Origin of the sequence: Micromonospora parastrephiae (genome assembly GCF_016802865.1) — a bacterium.
Classification (GTDB): Bacteria; Actinomycetota; Actinomycetes; order Mycobacteriales; family Micromonosporaceae; genus Micromonospora; species Micromonospora parastrephiae.
In genome coordinates this window covers 1-19,320 of the sequence record NZ_JAEVHM010000109.1, presented here as the reverse complement: position 1 = coordinate 19,320, position 19,320 = coordinate 1, and the positions used below count along the sequence as shown (strand labels likewise).

The 19,320-nt window shown below is 73.0% G+C and carries 10 protein-coding genes and 5 pseudogenes; 4 read left to right on the top strand and 11 right to left on the bottom strand.

Annotated features, from left to right (window positions below):
• The 3 genes and pseudogenes from JNW91_RS20335 to ettA form a co-directional block, all read right to left on the bottom strand.
• A pseudogene (locus JNW91_RS20335) lies at positions 1–397 on the bottom strand (hypothetical protein); the annotation flags it as partial.
• Complete coding sequence (locus JNW91_RS20330) at positions 394–840, bottom strand: acyl-CoA thioesterase (RefSeq protein ID WP_203177101.1); 447 nt, start codon at positions 838–840, stop codon at positions 394–396. The gene JNW91_RS20330 and the pseudogene JNW91_RS20335, both read right to left, overlap by 4 nt.
• A 12-nt stretch (positions 841–852) precedes the next feature.
• Positions 853–2,529, bottom strand: coding sequence for an energy-dependent translational throttle protein EttA (gene ettA / locus JNW91_RS20325; protein ID WP_203177100.1), 1,677 nt, complete (start codon positions 2,527–2,529; stop codon positions 853–855).
• A gap of 341 nt (positions 2,530–2,870) precedes the next feature.
• Here ettA and JNW91_RS20320 point away from each other — a divergent pair, with 341 nt between their 5' ends.
• Both JNW91_RS20320 and otsB read left to right on the top strand, forming a co-directional pair.
• The gene (locus tag JNW91_RS20320) at positions 2,871–4,271 is read left to right on the top strand and encodes an alpha,alpha-trehalose-phosphate synthase (UDP-forming) (RefSeq protein WP_074313851.1); all 1,401 of its coding nucleotides are present in this window, start codon (positions 2,871–2,873) and stop codon (positions 4,269–4,271) included.
• Positions 4,272–4,312: 41 nt separating this feature from the next.
• Positions 4,313–6,877, top strand: a complete 2,565-nt coding sequence (gene otsB, locus JNW91_RS20315) for a trehalose-phosphatase (RefSeq protein WP_203177103.1) — start codon at positions 4,313–4,315, stop codon at positions 6,875–6,877.
• Positions 6,878–7,221: 344 nt separating this feature from the next.
• On the opposite strand, the gene cobA is transcribed toward otsB, so the two are convergent.
• The 3 genes and pseudogenes from cobA to cobC all read right to left on the bottom strand — a co-directional run bounded on the left by cobA (position 7,222) and on the right by cobC (position 10,657).
• Positions 7,222–8,439 (bottom strand): uroporphyrinogen-III C-methyltransferase, encoded by a 1,218-nt coding sequence (gene cobA / locus JNW91_RS20310; protein ID WP_203177099.1) that lies wholly within the window; start codon positions 8,437–8,439, stop codon positions 7,222–7,224.
• A 40-nt stretch (positions 8,440–8,479) separates the two neighbouring features.
• Positions 8,480–9,573 (bottom strand): annotated as a pseudogene (gene cobT, locus JNW91_RS20305) (nicotinate-nucleotide--dimethylbenzimidazole phosphoribosyltransferase).
• Positions 9,573–10,657: pseudogene (cobC, locus tag JNW91_RS20300) on the bottom strand (Rv2231c family pyridoxal phosphate-dependent protein CobC). The pseudogenes cobT and cobC overlap by 1 nt, the downstream one beginning before the upstream one ends.
• Positions 10,658–10,778: 121 nt before the next feature.
• On the opposite strand from cobC, the pseudogene JNW91_RS20295 reads away from it, so the two are divergent.
• A pseudogene (locus JNW91_RS20295) lies at positions 10,779–12,910 on the top strand (transglycosylase domain-containing protein).
• Positions 12,911–12,922: 12 nt separating this feature from the next.
• Here the strand turns inward: JNW91_RS20295 and JNW91_RS20290 are convergent.
• Complete coding sequence (locus JNW91_RS20290; protein ID WP_203177098.1) at positions 12,923–13,492, bottom strand: GNAT family N-acetyltransferase; 570 nt, start codon at positions 13,490–13,492, stop codon at positions 12,923–12,925.
• Positions 13,489–14,890 (bottom strand): annotated as a pseudogene (locus JNW91_RS20285) (cobyrinate a,c-diamide synthase). The gene JNW91_RS20290 and the pseudogene JNW91_RS20285 overlap by 4 nt, the downstream one beginning before the upstream one ends.
• Positions 14,891–15,060: 170 nt before the next feature.
• Here JNW91_RS20285 and JNW91_RS20280 point away from each other — a divergent pair.
• Positions 15,061–15,882 (top strand): SURF1 family cytochrome oxidase biogenesis protein, encoded by an 822-nt coding sequence (locus JNW91_RS20280; protein WP_203177097.1) that lies wholly within the window; start codon positions 15,061–15,063, stop codon positions 15,880–15,882.
• Between the two features lie 19 nt (positions 15,883–15,901).
• On the opposite strand, the gene JNW91_RS20275 is transcribed toward JNW91_RS20280, so the two are convergent.
• The 3 genes from JNW91_RS20275 to JNW91_RS20265 form a co-directional block, all read right to left on the bottom strand.
• Complete coding sequence (locus JNW91_RS20275) at positions 15,902–17,494, bottom strand: ATP-dependent DNA ligase (protein ID WP_238425361.1); 1,593 nt, start codon at positions 17,492–17,494, stop codon at positions 15,902–15,904.
• 85 nt (positions 17,495–17,579) lie between these two features.
• Positions 17,580–17,786 carry a hypothetical protein gene (locus JNW91_RS20270; RefSeq protein ID WP_139585616.1) on the bottom strand — a complete coding sequence of 69 codons (207 nt, stop codon included), beginning with the start codon at positions 17,784–17,786 and terminating at the stop codon, positions 17,580–17,582.
• A gap of 77 nt (positions 17,787–17,863) precedes the next feature.
• Positions 17,864–19,222 (bottom strand): dipeptidase, encoded by a 1,359-nt coding sequence (locus JNW91_RS20265; RefSeq protein ID WP_203177096.1) that lies wholly within the window; start codon positions 19,220–19,222, stop codon positions 17,864–17,866.
• Positions 19,223–19,320 lie beyond the last annotated feature (98 nt).

The following is a 19,320-nucleotide window of genomic DNA, read 5'->3' as shown; positions in this document are numbered from 1 at the left end:
GCCGCGGCGTCCGCGATCCGTCGCAGCTCGGCGGCGGGCAGCACCTCCACCGGTTGGCTGCGCGCCGGCGGCAGCGGCCACCGCCACTGCGCGTCCCGACGCGTCGCAACGTCGTACCGCCGCGTTCCAGCTCGGCCAGCAGCTCCCCGGCGGCCACCGTGACGTCGTCGGCGGTGCCGTCGGCCGGGCCACCGGCCACCGTCCGCACCACCAGCACCTGCCACGGCAGCCGCGCCCAGAGCGCGACACGGCCGGACGCGCCGGCCGGCCGCAGCCGGACCGACGCGGTCGGGTCCAACCGGACCAGCCGGGCCAGGAACGCACCGGCGTCGACCGCCCCGGTGAGGCCGTGCGTCGACGGCGTCGCCCGGCCCGGTCCCGCACCCGGCCCGGTCACGCCACGCCGCCCTGCGGGGCGTAGGTGAGCAGAAACTCCCGCTCCTCGGCGGTGATCCGTCGGGGCACCTGACGGGTCAGGTCGAACGGCACCAGCACCGAACGGGCCCGACTGGCGAGCACGTCACCGTCGTACAGCTCGTAGGCGACGGTGAACCGGGAAGCCTTGATCTCCTCGACCCACAACTCGATCCGGACGGTGGGCGCGGCCTCCGCCGTGGCCCGACCCAGCGCGTAGTCGACCGGGCGCAGGTAGTCGACCTCGTGTCGGCGGATCACCACCCCGTCGGCGAACGAGCCGACCCCCCAGGCGCGACCACCGGCGAACATCAACGCCACCCGCGCCTCCTCGTACAGGGTGAGGAAGCGCGAGTTGTTGACGTGGCCGTACGCGTCCAGGTCGGACCAGCGCAGTGTGCAGTGGTAGACGAACCGGTCAGACACCGTGTCGGCCGGTCAGTCGCGGGTCAGCTTGCGGTAGGTCACCCGGTGCGGCCGGGCGGCTTCCGCGCCGAGGCGGTCGATCTTGTTCTTCTCGTACGCCTCGAAGTTGCCCTCGAACCAGAACCACTTGGCCGGGTCCTGGTCGTCGCCCTCCCACGCCAGGATGTGCGTGGCGACCCGGTCGAGGAACATCCGGTCGTGGGAGATGACCACGGCGCAGCCGGGGAACTCCAGCAGCGCGTTCTCCAGGCTGGAGAGCGTCTCCACGTCCAGGTCGTTGGTCGGCTCGTCGAGCAGGATGACGTTGCCACCGATCTTGAGGGTCAGCGCCAGGTTGAGCCGGTTGCGCTCGCCGCCGGAGAGCACCTTGGTCGGCTTCTGCTGGTCCGGCCCCTTGAAGCCGAACGCGGCGATGTACGCCCGCGACGGCATCTCGACCTTGCCCACCATCAGGTAGTCCAGCCCGTCGGAGACGACCTCCCAGACGGTCTTGTCGCCGTCGAGGCCCTGCCGGTTCTGGTCGACGTACGACAGCGAGACGGTCGGGCCGACCCGGACCTCGCCGCCGGTAGGCTCCTCCAAACCGACGATGGTCTTGAACAGCGTGGTCTTGCCGACGCCGTTCGGGCCGATGATGCCGACGATGCCGTTGCGGGGCAGCGAGAACGACAGGTTGTCGATCAGCAGCCGGTCGCCGAAGCCCTTGCTGAGGCTCTGCGCCTCGATCACCGTGCTGCCCAGTCGCGGGCCCGGCGGGATCTGGATCTCCTCGAAGTCCAGCTTGCGGGTCTTCTCCGCCTCGGTGGCCATCTCGTCGTACCGGTCCAGGCGGGCCTTGGATTTGGTCTGCCGGGCCTTGGCGTTGGAGCGGACCCACTCCAGCTCCTCGGTGAGGCGCTTCTTCATCTTCGCGTCGCGGCGGCCCTCGACGGCCAGGCGCGCGGCCTTCTTCTCCAGGTAGGTGGAGTAGTTGCCCTCGTAGCCGATGGCCCGGCCGCGGTCCAGCTCCAGGATCCAGCCGGCCACCTTGTCCAGGAAGTACCGGTCGTGGGTGATCGCCATGACGGTGCCGGCGTACTTGGCCAGGTGCTGCTCCAGCCAGGAGACGCTCTCCGCGTCCAGGTGGTTGGTGGGCTCGTCGAGCAGCAGCAGGTCGGGGGCCTCCAGCAGCAGCTTGCACAGGGCGACGCGGCGGCGCTCACCACCGGAGAGCTGTGTCACGTCGGCGTCCGGCGGCGGGCAGCGCAGCGCGTCCATGGCCAGTTCGAGCTTGGAGTCGATGTCCCACGCGTCGGCGTGGTCCAACTCCTCCTGGAGCCTGCCCATCTCCTCCATCAGCTCGTCGGAGTAGTCGGTCGCCATCTGCTCGGCGATCTTGTTGAACCGCTCCAGCTTGGCCTTGGTCTCGGCGACCGCCTCCTCGACGTTGCCGAGGACGGTCTTGGCGTCGTTGAGCGGGGGCTCCTGGGCGAGCATGCCGACGGTGTAGCCGGGCATCAGCCGGGCTTCGCCGTTGCTCGGCTTGTCCAGCCCTGCCATGATCTTGAGGAGGCTGGACTTACCGGCGCCGTTCGGACCGACCACACCGATCTTGGCCCCCGGCAGGAAGCTCAGCGTCACGTTGTCGAGCACGACCTTGTCGCCGTGCGCCTTGCGCGCCTTTTCCAGGACGTAGATGTACTGGGCCACGGTGCGGGCTACCTCCGTCGGTTTGCTGTCGCCTGATCGGCGGCGCGGCGCGGGCTACGAGGACCGCCCGCTGCCGCCGGCCGGGAGCCGGCCGCGCGCACGCCATCGTCAATCCTGACAGGTACGACGCGCTTCGCCCACATCACCCCGCCCCAGGGGTACGCCGGCGAGCCGCGGTGCCGATCATTAACCTGTGACCGCACGCGGTTGTCGACAAGATCACCTCCAGGATTTGGCGTGCCCGAGCCGGGTAGGAGACTCCGGCACGGGGGCCCAGACACCGCAGCTACGCTCAGTACTCTCATCGCGGTGGACCCGTCAGTACCCGGAGGTGGCCGATCGTGACCGTCCGTAGCTCCTTTGTCGTAGTGGCGAACCGTCTACCGGTCGACGAGGTGAGCACACCGGAGGGACGGCAGTGGCGACGCAGCCCCGGAGGGCTGGTCACCGCGCTGCACCCCGTGCTCGCCGAACATCAGGGCACCTGGGTCGGCTGGGCCGGCGGCACCGGCGCCGCGCCCGAGCCGTTCGACCTGGAGGGCATTCGGCTGCACCCGGTGCCGCTGAGCGCCGAGGAGCTGGAGCGCTACTATGAGGGCCAGTCCAACGCGACGATCTGGCCGCTCTACCACGACGCCGTGGAGACGCCGGCCTACAAGCGCCGCTGGCGGGAGGCGTACCGACTGGTCAACGCCCGGTTCGCGGAGGCCGCGGCGGATGTGGCGGCCGAGGGCGCGACGGTCTGGGTGCAGGACTACCAGCTCCAGCTGGTCCCGGCGATGCTGCGGGAGCTGCGACCGGACCTGCGCATCGGTTTCTTCCTGCACATCCCGTTCCCGCCGATCGAGCTGTTCATGCAGATGCCGTTCCGCACCGAGATCCTGCGCGGCCTGCTCGGTGCCGACCTGGTCGGCTTCCAGCAGCGTCTGGCCGCGCAGAACTTCGTCCGGCTGGCCCGGCACCTGCTCGGGCTGCGCTACGAGGGCCAGATGATCCAGGTCGACGGACGGCAGGTGAAGGCGGGCGCCTTCCCCATCTCGATCGACACGCAGGAGATGGAGCGGATGGCCGCCGATCCGGCCGTCCAGGCCCGTGCCAAGCAGATCCGCGCCGAGCTGGGCGACCCGAAGACGATCATCCTGGGCGTGGACCGGCTGGACTACACCAAGGGCATCGAGTTGCGGCTCAAGGCCTTCCGCGAACTCCTGGCTGACGGAAAGTTGACAGTCCCGGACGCGGTTATGGTGCAGGTCGCCACACCGAGCCGCGAGCGCGTCGAGCACTACCAGGCACTACGGGTCAAGGTAGAGCGCGAGGTTGGTCGGATTAATGGCGAATTCGGCAGGGTCGGCGTGCCGGCGGTGCATTACCTGCATCAGTCGTACAGTCGCAGTGAACTGGCCGCGATGTACGTTGCTGCGGACGTGATGATGGTGACCCCGCTGCGAGACGGAATGAACCTGGTAGCCAAGGAGTACGTCGCATCGCGCGCCGACCAGGGCGGTGCGCTCGTGCTCAGTGAATTCGCTGGCGCCGCAACGGAGCTGCGCCAGGCCTTTTTGTGTAACCCGCACGACCCGGACGCGGTCAAGGACGCCCTGCTCCGGGCCGTGCACGTGGAGAAAACCGAGGCACGCCGCCGGATGCGGACAATGCAACGTCACCTGCGAACCCACGACGTGGGGCACTGGGCCAAGTCTTTCCTCTCCGAACTGGGAGTTTCCGAGGCGGAGGCCGCGTGAACACGTCCGTCAACGACGGAGCGGCGATCGCCACCGGGGTGATGGACCCCGAACTGCGGTCCGCCATCGGGCGGATCGCCCGGGTTCCCCAGCTCCTGATCGCCTGCGACTACGACGGCACACTCGCGCCGATCGTGGAGGACCCGAGCACAGCCGTACCCCTGCCCGAGTCGGTGGCCGCGATCCGCGCCCTCGCCGCGCTGCCCCAGACCACCGTGGCGGTGGTCTCCGGCCGGGCGCTGCGCGACCTAGCCGCGCTCTCCCGCCTGCCCAGCGAGGTGCACCTCGTCGGCAGCCACGGCTCCGAGTTCGACATCGGCTTCGTCGAGCGGCTCTCCCCCGAGCTGGTCGCGGTGCGTACCCAGGTGCGCAACGCGCTGCGCGAGATCGCCGCCGAGCACCCCGGGATCCGGCTGGAGCGCAAGCCGGCCAGCGTCGCCGTGCACACCCGGGGGGTCGACCCGCAGATCGCCGCCGCCGCCATCGAGGCGGTCCGCAACGGCCCGGCCACCTTCGACGGTGTGACGGTCACCCAGGGCAAAGAGGTCATCGAGCTCTCCGTGGTGGCAACCCACAAGGGCACCGCGGTCGACCAGCTACGGACCCAGCTCGCGGCCAGCGCGGTGCTGTTCATCGGCGACGACGTCACCGACGAGAACGCGTTCGGCAACCTGCACGGGCCGGACCTCGGCATCAAGATCGGCCCGGGCGAGACCAAGGCCGGCTACCGGGTGGCCGAGCCGATCGAGGCGGCCCGCGCGCTCGGGCTGCTGCTGGAGACCCGCCGGCACTGGCTGTTCGGCGAGCGGGCGGTGCCCATCGAACGGCACTCCATGCTCGCCAACGGCCGTACGGTCGCCCTGCTCACCCCCGAGGCCAAGGTCAGCTGGCTCTGCCACCCCAAGCCCGACTCGGCGGCGATCTTCGCCGACCTGGTCGGCGGCAGCCCGGCCGGTCACTTCAGCGTCGCCCCGGAACGCGGTGGCATCCCGCTGGGCCAGCGCTACCGCTCCGGCACGATGACCGTCGAGACCCGGTGGTCCGGGCTCACCGTCACCGACTGGCTGGACAAGCCGGCCCGGGAAACCACTCCGGACGACAGCCCCGCGGTCATCACCGGCGACTCCACCCTGATCCGGGTGCTCACCGGCAGCGGCAAGGCGCGGGTGGAGTTCGCGCCGAGGCCCGAGTTCGGTCAGGTCGCCGTGCAGTTGCAGCCGCTCGGCGACGGCCTGCTGGTGCTCGGCTCCAACGAGCCGGTCGCCCTCTACTCCCCCGGGGTCGAATGGCAGGTCAACAACGACGGCGGGTACGAGAACGCCAAGGCGATCGTCGACCTGTCGGCCGCCGGTGGGCAGGTCGTGCTGGAGCTGCGCTTCGGCACGCACAGCCTGGAGCACCACCGGGTGCCGATCCACGAGCGGCAGGCCGCGGCCGAGCAGCCGTGGAAGGACTGGGTGGCCTCGCTGCGGCTGCCCACCACCGCCCGTGACCTGGTCGCCCGCAGCGCGCTCACCCTGCGCGGTCTCTGCCACGAGGCCACCGGCTCGATCCTGGCCGCAGCCACCACCTCGCTCCCCGAGGAGCTGGGCGGCGTGCGCAACTGGGACTACCGGTACTGCTGGCTGCGCGACGCGGCGCTGACCGCCCGCGCGCTGGTCGACCTCGGCTCCATCGAGGAGGCCGAGGCGTTCCTGCGCTGGGTGGACGGCTGCATCGAGCGCACCGGCGGCCACCCGGAGCGTCTGCACCCGCTGTACACCATCGACGGCTACGAGCTGGGCGCCGAGGCGGTCATCGACACGCTGCCCGGGTACGCCGGCTCCCGGCCGGTGCGGGTCGGCAACCTGGCCAACCACCAGCTCCAGCTGGACGTCTTCGGCCCCATCGCCGACCTGATCGCGGCCGTCGCCGACGCTCGCGGCTCGGTCCGCGACGACGAGTGGCGGGTGCTGGAGAACATGGTCGAGGCGGTCCGCCGCCGCTGGCACGAGCCCGACCACGGCATCTGGGAGGCGCGGCTGCCACCCCGGCACCACGTCTTCTCGAAGGTGATGTGCTGGATGACCGTCGACCGGGCGCTGCACGTGATGCGCCAGCACGGTGGCGAGGACCGGCCCGAGTGGAAGGACCTGCGCGACCGGATCGGCGCCAACGTGCTGGAGCACGGCTGGCACGACGAGGTCGAGGCGTACAGCGTCGCGTACGGCGACGAGGACATGGACGCGTCGTCGCTCTGGATCGGCCTCTCCGGGCTGCTCCCCGGGGACGACCCGCGCTTCCTGTCCACCGTTCTCCGGATCGAGGCGGACCTGCGCAGCGGCCCGGTCGTCTACCGCTACCACTGGGACGACGGGCTGCCCGGCCGTGAGGGCGGCTTCCACATCTGCACGGCGTGGCTGATCGAGGCGTACCTGCGCACCGGCCGCCGCACCGACGCCGAGGAGCTGTTCGCGCAGATGGTGCTCACCGCCGGCCCGACCGGGCTGCTCCCCGAGCAGTACGACCCGCTCGCCGAGCGCGGACTGGGCAACCACCCGCAGGCGTACAGCCACCTCGGGCTGATCCGCTGTGCCCTGCTGCTGGACAACATGCTGAAGCAGTAGTCGACCGACAGTAAGGCGGGGCCGGAGCGTGCGCGCTCCGGCCCCGTCGTCTGTCCTCAGGCGATCCGACCCGCCTGACCCGCCGGCGCGATCGGGCTGCCGAGGATGCCTTGCGGGAGTAGCGCCGAAGCCCCGCCCACCCGTTCACTCGTGCGTCGAACGTTCTACTTCAAAGCCTGCGTCCGCATCTGGACTGGTGCGGTGACCTGCGCGGCGCCGGAATCCCGAATCAGCTGATCCTGCTCCACAGAGACCCGGCGCCGGGCGATCCGGCGCCGGGCCTCGCATGTGCCGGAGTTGCGACCTCATCCGCTCGCAGGTAGCACCGGAGCCCGCTCGCTTCCTCAGGCGTCGAGCGCGCCCACCACGTCGCCCACCACGACGACCGCGGGCGGACGGATGTCGGCGGCGACCAGATCGGCGGCCACCGCGCCGAGAGTGGACCGCAGCATCCGCTGGGCGCCTGTCGTGGCCTCCTGGACGACGGCGGCCGGCGTCTGCGGCGAACGGCCGTGCGCGATCAGGGTGGCCGTGATGGCGGCGAGGTTCTTCAGCCCCATGAGGATCACCAGGGTGCCGCGCAGGCCCGCGAGGGCCTCCCAGCTCACCAGCGAGGCCGGCGAGTCGGGTGCCAGGTGCCCGGAGACCACGGTGAACTCGTGCGCCACCCCCCGGTGGGTGACCGGGATACCGGCCGCGGCCGGAGCGGCGATCGAGCTGGTCACCCCCGGCACGACGGTCACCGGTACGCCGGCCTGCGCGCACGCCAGCAGTTCCTCCCCGCCCCGCCCGAAGACGTACGGGTCGCCACCCTTGAGCCGGACCACGAAGGCGCCGGCCCGGGCACGGTCGACCAGGATCTCGTTGATCTCCTCCTGCGCCCGCGACGGGCCGTAGGGGATCTTCGAGGCGTCCACCAGCTCGACGTCGGGGCGCAGCTCGTCCAGGAGCAGCCCGGGGACCAGGCGGTCGGCGACCACCACGTCGGCCTCGGTGAGCAGCCGCCAGCCCCGCACCGTGATCAGCTCAGGGTCACCCGGCCCCGCCCCGACGAGCGCCACCCGCCCTGCGGCGGTGTCGAGGGCAGGGCCGTCCACCAGGGGGCCCTCCCGCGCGGCGAGGAGGTCGCGGATCGCGTCGCGGATCGTCATGGCGCGCCTTGGGTCACCACCGCCGAGCACCGCCACGGTGACCGGGCCGTGCCGGGTGACGGCCGGAGTCCAGGCGGTGGCGGCGGTCCGGTCGTCGGCCCGCACGCAGAAGATCCGCCGTTCGGCGGCGGCGGCGCTCACCGACTCCGCGGCGGCCGGATCGTCGATCGCCACCTGGACCAGCCACGCCCCGTCCAGATCCTCGGGTGTGAACCGGCGGGGCGCCCACCGCAACCGGGCGGCGTTCACGTGGGCGCGCAGCGCCGGGGTCAGCTCCGGCGCCACCAGCAGGACGTCCGCGCCGGCGTCCAGCAACGCCGGCACCCGCCGGGTGGCGACCGCGCCACCGCCCACCACGACCACCCGTCTCCCGTCCAGCCGCAGGCCCAGGGGGTACGGACTGCTGCTCACACCGCACCGCCGAGCCGGACGGCCCGCTCGCCGCGCGCGGTCACTTCTCGGCCACGCCGGCGGAGTCGAAGGTGGCCACCTCGTGCAGCACCCGGACGGCACCGGTGACCACGGGCAGCGCCAGCAGCGCGCCGGTGCCCTCGCCGAGGCGCAGCCCCAGGTCGATGAGCGGGTCGAGGCCGAGGTGACGCAGCGCCACCGTGGCGCCCGGCTCGGCCGAACGGTGGCCGCCCACCATGGCGCCGACCGCGTCCGGGGCGAACGCCGCGGCGGCGAGCGCGGCGGAGACCGCGATCACGCCGTCGAGCAGCACCGGCGTACGGCGGGCCGCGGCACCCAGGATCAGCCCGGCCAGCGCCGCGTGCTCCAGGCCACCGACGGCGGCCAGGACGCCCAGCGGGTCCGCCGGGTCGGGTACGTGCCGGGCCAGCGCGGCCCGCACCACCGCCACCTTGTGCGCGTACGTCGGGTTGTCGACGCCGGTGCCTCGGCCGGTGGCGTCGAGCGGGTCGGCGCCGGTGAACGCGGCGATCAACGCGGCGGCGGGGGTGGTGTTGCCGATACCCATGTCCCCGGTGAGCAGGATGCCGGCGCCGGCGTCGATCAGCTCGTCGGCGATCCGGATGCCGGTCTGTACGGCCGCCAGCGCCTCGTCGCGGGTGAGCGCGGCGGTCACGGCGAGGTCCCGGGTGCCCCGGCGGACGACGCGGCGACCAGCCGGGGCGCGGACGGGTCGAGGACCGCCCGGCCGGCCGCCTCGGCGGAGGGCGGGACGGGCAGGGGGTTGGCCACGCCGACGTCGACGACGGTGACCGAGGCGCCGGCCTGCCGGGCGAACGCGTTGACGACCGCCCCGCCGGCCAGGAAGTTGCCGATCATCTGCCCGGTGACCTCCTGCGGCCACGGGGACACCCCCTGGGCGTGCACCCCGTGGTCACCCGCGAAGATCGCCACCGCGGCCGGCTCGGGCAGCGGTGGCGGGCAGGCCCCGGCCAGCCCGGCGAGGCGTACCGACAGCTCCTCCAGCGCGCCCAGCGAGCCGGCCGGCTTGGTCAGCCGGCCGTGTAGTTCCCGGGCGGCGGCCATGGCCGACTCGTCCAGCGGTCGGATCGCCGCGATCGTGGTCTCCAACATCATGCCTCCATGGTCTCGCGCAGCACCTCGATGAATGCGTCGGTGGTGTTTCGGTCGCGTACCGCCACCCGCAGCCAGTCCGGGCCGAGGCCGGGGAACGTGTCGCCCCGGCGCACCGCCCAGCCCCGGTCGCGTAGGGCGGCCCGGACCCGGCTCGCGCCCGCCAGGTGCAGCAGGACGAACGCGCTGGCCGGGCGGCCGACGACGCGTACACCGGGCAGGTCGGCCAGGCGGGCGACCAGGTGGTCGCGGTCGGCGGCGAGGTCGGCGGCGATCGCGCGTTCGGCCTGGACCGCGACGGGGGTGGCGCAGGCCGACGCGGCGGCCAGCGCCGGGGTGAAACGGCCCACAGCGGCTGGACGGCGGCCAGCCGGGTCAGCAGTTCCGGTGCGCCGAGCAGGTAGCCGATCCGCAGGCCGGCCAGGCCCCAGGTCTTGGTGAGGCTGCGCAGCACCAGCAGCCCGGGCAGGTCGCGCCGCTCGGCAAGCGACTCCGGCTCGCCGGCGTGCCCGGGGGCGGTGGTGGTGTCGGCGAACGCCTCGTCGACCACCAGCACCCGGCCGGGGCGGGCGAGCGCGGCCACGGTCCGTGCCGGGTGCAGCACGGAGGTGGGGTTCGTCGGGTTGCCGATCATCACGAGGTCGGCGTCTGCGGGCACCCGTCCCGGGTCGAGGCGGAAGTCCTCGGCGGGATCGAGCAGCACCCGCTCGACCGGGTGGCCGGCGGCCCGCAGCGCCGCCTCCGGCTCGGTGAACTGAGGGTGCACCACGACCGGACGGCGGACGCCCCGCAGCGCCTGGGCGATCAGCACGAAGCCCTCGGCGGCGCCGGCGGTGAGCAGCACCTCGTCCGGGTGACGCCGGTGCCGGGCGGCGACCGCGGTCCGGGCCTGCGCCGGGTCCGGGTACCGGGCCAGGTCGGTGAGGGTGCCGGTGATCGGGCCGGCCAGCCAGTCCGGCAGTGGCGCCTGGCGCACGTTGACGGCGAGGTCGATCAGGCCGGCGGTCGCCTCCGCGTCACCGTGGTGCGCGAGGTCCGGCTCGGCCCCGGCGGGCGGGACCGCCGCGCTCGGCTGATCAGACATGTCCGCGATCCTGCCGGGAAGGCGGCCGGTGGGACAGCCGATCTCGACGTAAGCCGCGTCACCACTCGCCGCTTTAAGAGTTCTTCTCATGTACGAATCGGAAATGTCATAACTTGACCCTGTGAGCAACCGACCCCTTGCTGCCGCTGGTCGACTCGTCCCTCTCCTCCGCGCCGGGCTGATCGCCGGCATCGTGATCGCCGCCGCCGCGTACCCGCTGGTCGCCGTCACCGGCCTCGGCGCGAAGGCCACCGCGCACGCCGTGGAGCAGAAGACCAAGCTGCTGACCACCGCCCTGCCCGCCGAGACGTCGTACCTCTACGCCCCCGACGGCAAGACCGTGCTGACGATGTTCTACGAGGAGTACCGGCAGTACACGAAGCTGTCGGACATGTCGCCGAACATCCAGCAGGCGATCGTCGCCGCCGAGGACTCCCGCTTCTACCAGCACCACGGGGTCGACCCCAAGGGCGTGGCGCGGGCCTTCGTGGCGAACGCCCACTCCAGCGGCGTCTCGCAGGGCGCCTCCACACTCACGATGCAGTACGTCCGGATGGCCCTGCGGGACAGCGCGACCACGCCGAAGGAGGTCCAGGAAGCCACCCAGCAGACCAGCCTGCGCAAGGTCAAGGAGATGCGGATGGCCCTGGACCTGGAGAAGGAGCTGAGCAAGGAAGACATCATGGAGCGGTACCTGAACTCGGCGTACTTCGGTCACCGGGCGTACGGCATCTACGCCGCCAGCGAGATCTTCTTCTCCAAGACCCCGAAGGACCTCACCCCGGTCGAGGCGGCCACCCTCGCCGGGCTGGTCAAGTCGCCGTCCGAGTACGACCCGGCCGACTCCGACCAGAAGGAGGCCACCGGACGGCGCAACTACGTCCTGGACCGGATGAGCCAGCTCGGCTACATGTCCCCCGACTCCGCCGCCGCCGCCAAGTCCGAGCCGATCCGGCTGAAGCTGACCAACCCGCCGAACGACTGCGCCGCGATCCCGCAGAAGTACAACAGCTGGGGCTTCGCCTGCGACTACCTGAAGAACTGGTGGAGCGCCCAGCCCGCGTTCGGCGCGAACCGTCTGGAACGGATCGACAAACTGCGCCGCGGCGGCTACCGGATCGTGCTCAGCATCGACCCGAAGATCCAGGACGCGGCCGAGAAGAACGTCGGCACCAAGGAGAACACCGGCAGCCCGTTCGCCAACGGCATCGTGGTCGCCGAACCGGGCACCGGGCGGGTAAAGGCCATGGCGGTCAACCGCACCTACTCGCTGGACCTGGCGGAGAACCCGCAGAGCTCCAACCCCGAGGCCGGACCGAACGTGAAGGCCAACTACCCGAACACGGTGGCCCCGCTGCTCGGCGGCGGCGACCTCCCCGGCTACCAGGCCGGATCGACGTTCAAGATGTTCCCGATGCTGGCCGCGCTGGACGCCGGGATGACACTCTCCACGTCGTTCAACGCCCCCTACCGCTACAAGTCGGCCGTGTACGACGGCTGGGCGCCCTCCAACGCCAGCGCCGCGATGACCGGCCAGCAGACCATGTGGTCCGGCTTCGGCAAATCGGTCAACACGTACTTCGTCTGGCTGGAGGAGAAGGTCGGCGCGGACCGGGCCGTCCGCCTGGCCGAACAGCTGGGGCTGCGGTGGCGCACCGACGTCGACCGGGAACAGGCGTCCCCGACCAACGCGAAGAAGTGGGGCGCGTTCACCCTGGGCGTGTCCGACGCCACCCCGTTGGAGATGGCGAACGCGTACGCCGCGATCGCCGCCGACGGCCGCTACTGCGAGGCGATCCCGGTGCAGGCGATCATGAACCGGGACGGCACACCGGCCACGTACGCCACACCCGGTGGTCTCCATCGTGAGGTGGCCAAGCCCCGCTGCCGCCAGGTGGTCAGCGCGGACGCCGCCCGGGCGCCACCGACGCGGCCCGCTGCCCGACCGGGGACACCCCGGCGCGCGGCGGCTGCGGAGGCTGGTCCACCGCCGACAGCGTCCGGGGAACGGTCGGCCGCCCGGTCGCCGGCAAGACGGGCACCACCGACAGCACCCGCTCCGCCTGGTTCGTCGGCTACACCCCGGAACTGGCGGCGGCGAGCTTCATCTCCGACCCGGACAACCCGTTCAACGCCGTCGGTGACGGGCAGTCCCAGATCCCGATCAAGGCGGTCTCGGAGACCCTGCGCGACGGACTGAAGGGACAACCGACCCGCCAGTTCACACCGCCCTCGGACGCCATCGTCGGCTGAGACCGACGCGGGTCAGCGCAGGTCGGCGGCGACGAACGACCAGAGCTCCAGGTCCACCCGGCCGCCGCGGACGAAACCGGCGTTGCGCAGCAGGCCCTCGTAGCTGAACCCGGCCTTCTCGGCGACCCGGCGTGAGGCCAGGTTGCCGGGGGCCACCCGCAGCTCCACCCGCTGGAAGCCGTGCTCCAGGATCAACGCGATGGCCACCGCGTCCACCGCCTCGGCGGCCAGTCCGAAACCCCGCGCGTGCGGCGCCATCGCGTAGGAGACCTCGGTGGTACGGGCACCCCAGTCGGTGCGCCTCGTCCACAGCGAGCCCACCACCTGGTCGTCCTCACGGCGCAGCACCGCGTAGTGGTCACCGTCGCCGCTGTCGCGCCGCTGCCGGGCCAGATCCGTGCACCAGGCGTGCCCGTCGATCGGGCCGGAGTCGTCGGCCAGCGGCAGCCACCGCCGGGTCAGCTTGTCGGCGAAGATCTCCCCGGCCGCCGCCGCGTCCGCGGCGGTGACCCGCCGCACCTCCGTACGCGGAGTGGAGACGGTCAACTCCGGGAAGCGGCGCACCGCCACCTGACCGATCACGCCGGCACCCCACCGGGCTGCGCGGGCACCACCTCGTCCGCCGGGTCGGCCGCCGCGGCGGCGACCAACCGGGCGGCGGTCGCCGGGTGACCGGCCCAGTGCAGGGTGAGCTGCGAGGCGTGCACGTTGCGCCAGACGAAACCCTCCGGCGTACCACCGTCCCAGCTCCAGGCCGGACGCTGGCCGGCGCGCGGCGTCAGCACCGCCCGGTGCTCCTTGTGGCCGACCAGCACCGTGCCGGCCGCGGCGACCACGCTGTCCGTCTGGGCCGTCGCCTCCCGGTAGCCCACCACCAGGCCGTCCCGGCTGGCACCGACCGCGTCGAGCACACCGCACATCGGCAGCCCGTCCAACTCCCGGGCCAACCACAGCAGGCCGGCGCCCTCGGCGACCACCGGCCGCCCGGTACGCGCCAACTCGGCCACCGCGATGCAGAGCCGCCGGTTGGCCGACAACTGCTCGGCGTACGCCTCGGGCAGCGCGCCGCCGACGACCAGCGCGCGGGTGCCTGCCGGCAGCGCCTCGTCGCGCAGCGGATCGACCGTGACCACCTCGGCGCCGGCGGCCCGCAGCAGCTCGGCGGTCTCCGGATGGCTGAACTGCGCCCGGCCCACCGGCGAGCGCCACCAGCGGCCGGTCCGCCGGAACGGCCAGCGCGCCGAGCGCCTCCTGCGGCGACCAGGCCGGCGCCGGCAGCGGTGGGGCGGAGCGGGCCAACCCGAGCAGCCGTTCCAGGTCGACGGTGGCGGCGACGGCCTCACCCAGCCGACGGACGGCGCGGACGGTGTCGGCGGAGCCGTCGACCACCGGTGCCACGCCGTGCCGCCGAGACGGGAGCACCGCCGGCAGGTCCTGGCGGCGCAGCGCGCCGTAGACGGGCACGCCCACGTCGTCGAGCGCCTCGCGCAGCATTCCCTCGTGCCGGGACGACGCCACCCGGTTCAGGATCACCCCGCCGAGCCAGAGCTGTTCGTCGTACGAGCGGAAGCCGTGCACCAGGGCGGCCACCGACTGGCCCATCGCGGCGACGTCGACCACCAGCACCACCGGGCTGCGCAGCGCGGCGGCCGCGGCAGCCGTGGACTCCTGCTCGGGCCGGCCGCCGACCGAGTCGTACAGCCCCATGCTGCCCTGCACCACGGCGAGCCCGGCACCCGCGGCGCCGTGCGCGACCAGCGGGGCGAGACGGTCGACACCGACCAGACGGGGATCGATCACGCGGCCGGGCCGACCGGCGGCGAGGCCGAGGTAGGCGGCGTCGACGTGGTCCGGGCCGAGCTTGAACCCGGCGACGTCGACACCCCGCTCGGCCAGGGCGGCGAGCAGCCCGATCGCCAGCGCGTTCTTGCCGTGCCCGGAGGACGGCGCGCTGAGCACCAGGCGCGGCACCACGGTCATCATCGACTCCTCGCGGGCGGCGGCGGGTACGCGACGGCCGACCGGGGTCGATCCGTCGGCGTGACGATACCCGCCCGCCTCCACACGCGAGCACCGCCAACCGGGGCCGCGCGCACCGTCCCGGCCCGGTCGCGGTGAGTGGCCCCGGTCATACGAGTAGCCTCGGTGCCGTGTACCGGTTCCTGCTGAGCCCACGCTGGCTGGGCGCCCTCGCGTTGACCCTGGTCGCCGCCGCCGTGATGGTGTGGCTCGGCAACTGGCAGCTGGACCGCTACCGGGGGCGCACCGAGGTCAACGAGCGGATCGACGCGGGCGAGCGCATGGCCCCGGTGCCGTTGGCCGAGGCGTTGGGCGCACCCACCGGCGGCGCGGGCAAGGCCGGCCCGGCGCCCGCCAAGGAGAAGATCTGGACCCGGATCACGGTCACCGGCCGGTACGACCCGACGAACACGGTGCTGGTGCGCGGCCGGACGGTGGACAGCCGGGTGGGCTTCGAGGTGCTCACCCCGCTGGTGCTCACCGACGGCACGGCGCTGCTGGTGGACCGGGGCTGGATTCCGCCGGCGCCGGGTGGCGCGACCGCCCAGCCGCCGGTGCCCGCCGCGCCCACCGGCGACGTGACGGTGGTGGGTCGGGTGCACGAGACCGAGAGCGGCGCCGGCGCGGTCAGCCGGCGCGACGGCCGGCTGGAGACCCGACGGATCGCCGTGCCCCGGCTCGCCGGCGAACTGCCCTACCCGGTGTACGGCGCGTACCTGCTGCTCGACGAACAGACACCGGCCGCCGACCCGGTGTTCAAGGCGGTGACGGTCGGGCACGCCAACAACTGGCAGAACTTCGGTTATGTCGTGCAGTGGTGGCTCTTCGCCGTGATGGCCCTGTTCGGTTACGGCTGGGTGGCACGCCGGGAGGCCCGGCGCGCCGCCGGCATCGACACCGAGCGCAAGCCGCTGGACCGGGCGGCCGAGCCGGCGCCGAGCGCGTCCGCCTGACCCGCCCGACCCCGGCCGGTCAGCCGGTGGGGCGGCCGGCGTGGATGGCGCGGACCGCGTCGACGGTGTCCGCCTCGGCGGCGGACTTGTCGTCGCGGTAACGCACCACCCGGGCGAACCGCAGCGCCATTCCGCCCGGATAGCGCGAACTCGTCTGCACCCCGTCGAAGGCGATCTCCACCACCTGCTCGGGCCGGACCCGGACCACCCAGTCGCCGCGGTCCACGGCGAGGTCGAGGAAACGCTCGGTCTGCCAGCGCAGCAGCTCGTCGGTGAGCCCCTTGAACGTCTTGCCGAGCATCACGAAGTCGCCGGTGCGCGGGTCGCGGGCCCCCAGGTGGAGGTTGGACAGCCAGCCCCTGCGCCGGCCGCTGCCCCACTCGACGGCGAGCACCACCAGGTCGAGGGTGTGCCGGGGCTTGACCTTGACCCAGGCCGCGCCGCGCCGGCCCGCGTCGTAGGGGGCGTCCGGCGCCTTGACCACCACGCCCTCCTGGCCGGCGTCGAGCGCGGCGGCGAACGCGGCGCCGGCCTGCTCCGGACCGTCGACCTCCATCCGCCCGACCAGCAGTGACGCGTCCACCGCGCCGGCGAGCGCGGCCCACCGCTCCCGGCCGGGCAGGTCGATCAGATCCTGACCGTCGAGGTGCAGCAGGTCGAAGAAGTACGGCGTGAGCACCGTCGCGCCGGTGGTGGCGGCGGCAGCGAGCACCGCCGGGGCGACCGGGGTACGCCCGGTGGTGCTGGGCGTGGTGCGGCGGGCGGCCCGACTGGAGGTCTGCTGGAACGGCAACGGGCGGCCGGTCTCGTCCAGGCCGATCGCCTCCCCGTCGAGCACCAGCTCCCGGCCGGGCATGGCGCGGACCGCGGCGACGACCTCGGGCACCCGGGTGGTGATCTCGTCGAGACTGCGCGTGAACACGGCGATGTCGGAGCCGGAGCGGTGCACCTGGATGCGGATGCCGTCGAGCTTCACGTCGACGACGGCCGGCGTGCCGGTCGCCGCGAGCGCCTCGTCGACCGAGGGGGCGCTCCGCGCGAGCATCGGCGCCAGTGGCCGGCCGACCCGCAGGCCGAACCCGGCCAGCTCGGCGGCACCACCGGAGAGCGCGGCCACCGCCACCGCGCGCAGGTCACCGGCGAGCAGCAGGGCCCGACGCACCGTCGCCACCGGCACGTCGGCGGCTCGGCCCACCGCGTCGGCGAGCAGCCCGGCCTGGGCGCCCTGGCGCAGCTCGCCGCTGAACAGCGCGGTGAGCAGACGCTGCTCGTCGGCGGTCGCCGCCGCGTAGAGGGCCCCGAGCAGCCCTCGCCGCCGGGCCTGCGAACCCGCGCCCCGCACCGCGGCGATCTGCTCGATGGCCGCGTCGACGGCGGCCACCGTCAACGTCGCCTCGGCAGCCGGCGGCGGCAGGTCACGCAGGCTCGCGTAGCCCACCCCGGTCTGCCGTTGGCGCAGCTCACCCGCGAGATAGCCGGCGCCGGGCTCCACCTCGGCCGGGTCGAGCCGGCGCAGCGCGTCGGCCAGCAACTCCACCTTGGCCCGGCGGCCACTGGTGGCGGTGACGGCGGCGGAGGTGGCTGCCAGGTCGAGGAACCGCACGAGATTCATCCTGCCAGTCACCGCCGACACCGCCCGGGCATTGCCGTGCCCGGGCGGTGTCGGCGCGGTGCCGCCGCCCCCGAGGGCGGCGGGATCAGGCGGAGACGGGCTCCTCGATGCGCAGCCCCCGGGCGCGGACCTCGCCGGCGACCCGGGCGAGCACCGAGTCGAGGGCGACCAGGGCGGCGGAGAGATCACCGAGCTGTTCGTTGAGCGTGTCCTCGGACCACGCGGAGACGTCGACGTCCCCCAGCGCGCTGACGGCGGCCCCCAACCGGGCCATCACCTCGTTCGTACTCATGTTCGAAAGGCTATAACAACCCGGCCCGCGACACGCCGTAAACTCCCAGATCAGGCCAGAAGTTGCCGTTCCGACACCTACCTCCGTGCCGCGGCCACGTTGCCGAGCAGCAGCGCCTCGGCGAGGCAGACCCGGGCGAACTCCCCCAGGTGCAGGCTCTCGTTCGGGCCGTGCGCGCGGGCGTGCGGATCCTCCACACCGGTCACCAGGATCGCCGCCTCCGGGAACATCTCCTGGAACGTCGCGATGAACGGGATCGAGCCGCCGACACCGATGTCCACCGGGTCGGTGCCGTCCCACGCGGCCCGGAACGCCGAGCGGGCGGCGTCGAACATCGGCCCGGACGCGTCGATCACGCACGGGTCGCCGTCGTGCTCGAAGGTGACCGTCACCTGGGCGCCCCACGGCGCGTGCTTCTCCAGGTGCGCGCGCACCGCCGCGTACGCCCGCTTGGGGTCGTCGCCCGGGGCGAGGCGGATGCTGAGCTTCGCCTTCGCGGCCGGCACCAGGGCGTTCGGCGCCTCCCCCGTCGACGGCGCGTCGATGCCGAGCACCGCCAGCGCCGGCTTGGTCCAGAGCCGGTCGGTGATCCGGCCGGTGCCGATGAACCGCACGCCATCGGCCAGCCCGGCCTCGGCCCGGAACCGGTCCTCGGGGTAGTCGACGACGGCACCCTCGCGACCGATCAACCCGTCCACCGCCACGTCGCCGGCGTCGTCGTGCAGGGTGGCGAGGAGCCGGACCAGCGTGGTGAGCGCGTCCGGGACGGCACCGCCGAACATGCCGCTGTGCACCGCGTGGTCCAGCGTGCGCACCTCGACGAAACAGTTGACGATGCCGCGCAGCGAGGTCGTCAACGCCGGTACGCCGATGTCCCAGTTGCTGGAGTCGGCGATCACGATGACGTCCGAGGCGATCTCGTCGCGGTGCTCGGCGAGCAGCCGCTCCAGCGAGTCGGAGCCGTACTCCTCCTCGCCCTCGACGAAGAGCACCACGCCGACCGGCAGCGCGTCCCCGTACGCGCGCAGCGCCGCGATGTGCGCCATGATGCCGGCCTTGTCGTCGGCCGCGCCCCGGGCGTAGAGCCGACCGTCGCGCTCCACCGGCTCGAACGGGTCGGACTCCCACAGCGACCGGTCGCCGACCGGCTGCACGTCGTGGTGGGCGTAGAGCAGCACGGTGGGCGCACCGGGCGGAGCCGCCCGACGGCCGATCACCGCGGGCTGCCCGCCGGAGCGCACGATCTCGACGTCCAGGCCGCAGCCGCGCAGCAGCTCGGCGACCGCCTCGGCGGAGCGTTCCACGTGCGAGTGGTCGAAACCCTCGAAGGCGATGCCGGGGATGCGGACGAGGCGTTCCAGGTCGGCCCGTACCCCGGGCATCTCCCGCTCGACGGCGGCCCGCACCTCGGACTCGGACAGGATCGGTGAGGTCATGACCGGAATCGTATGCCGGCCTTACCCGACGGTGTCGGCGGAGCCCGTACCGGCACCGCTGCCCGCCGGGCCGGAACCCGCCCGCGCGCCCGGTGCCG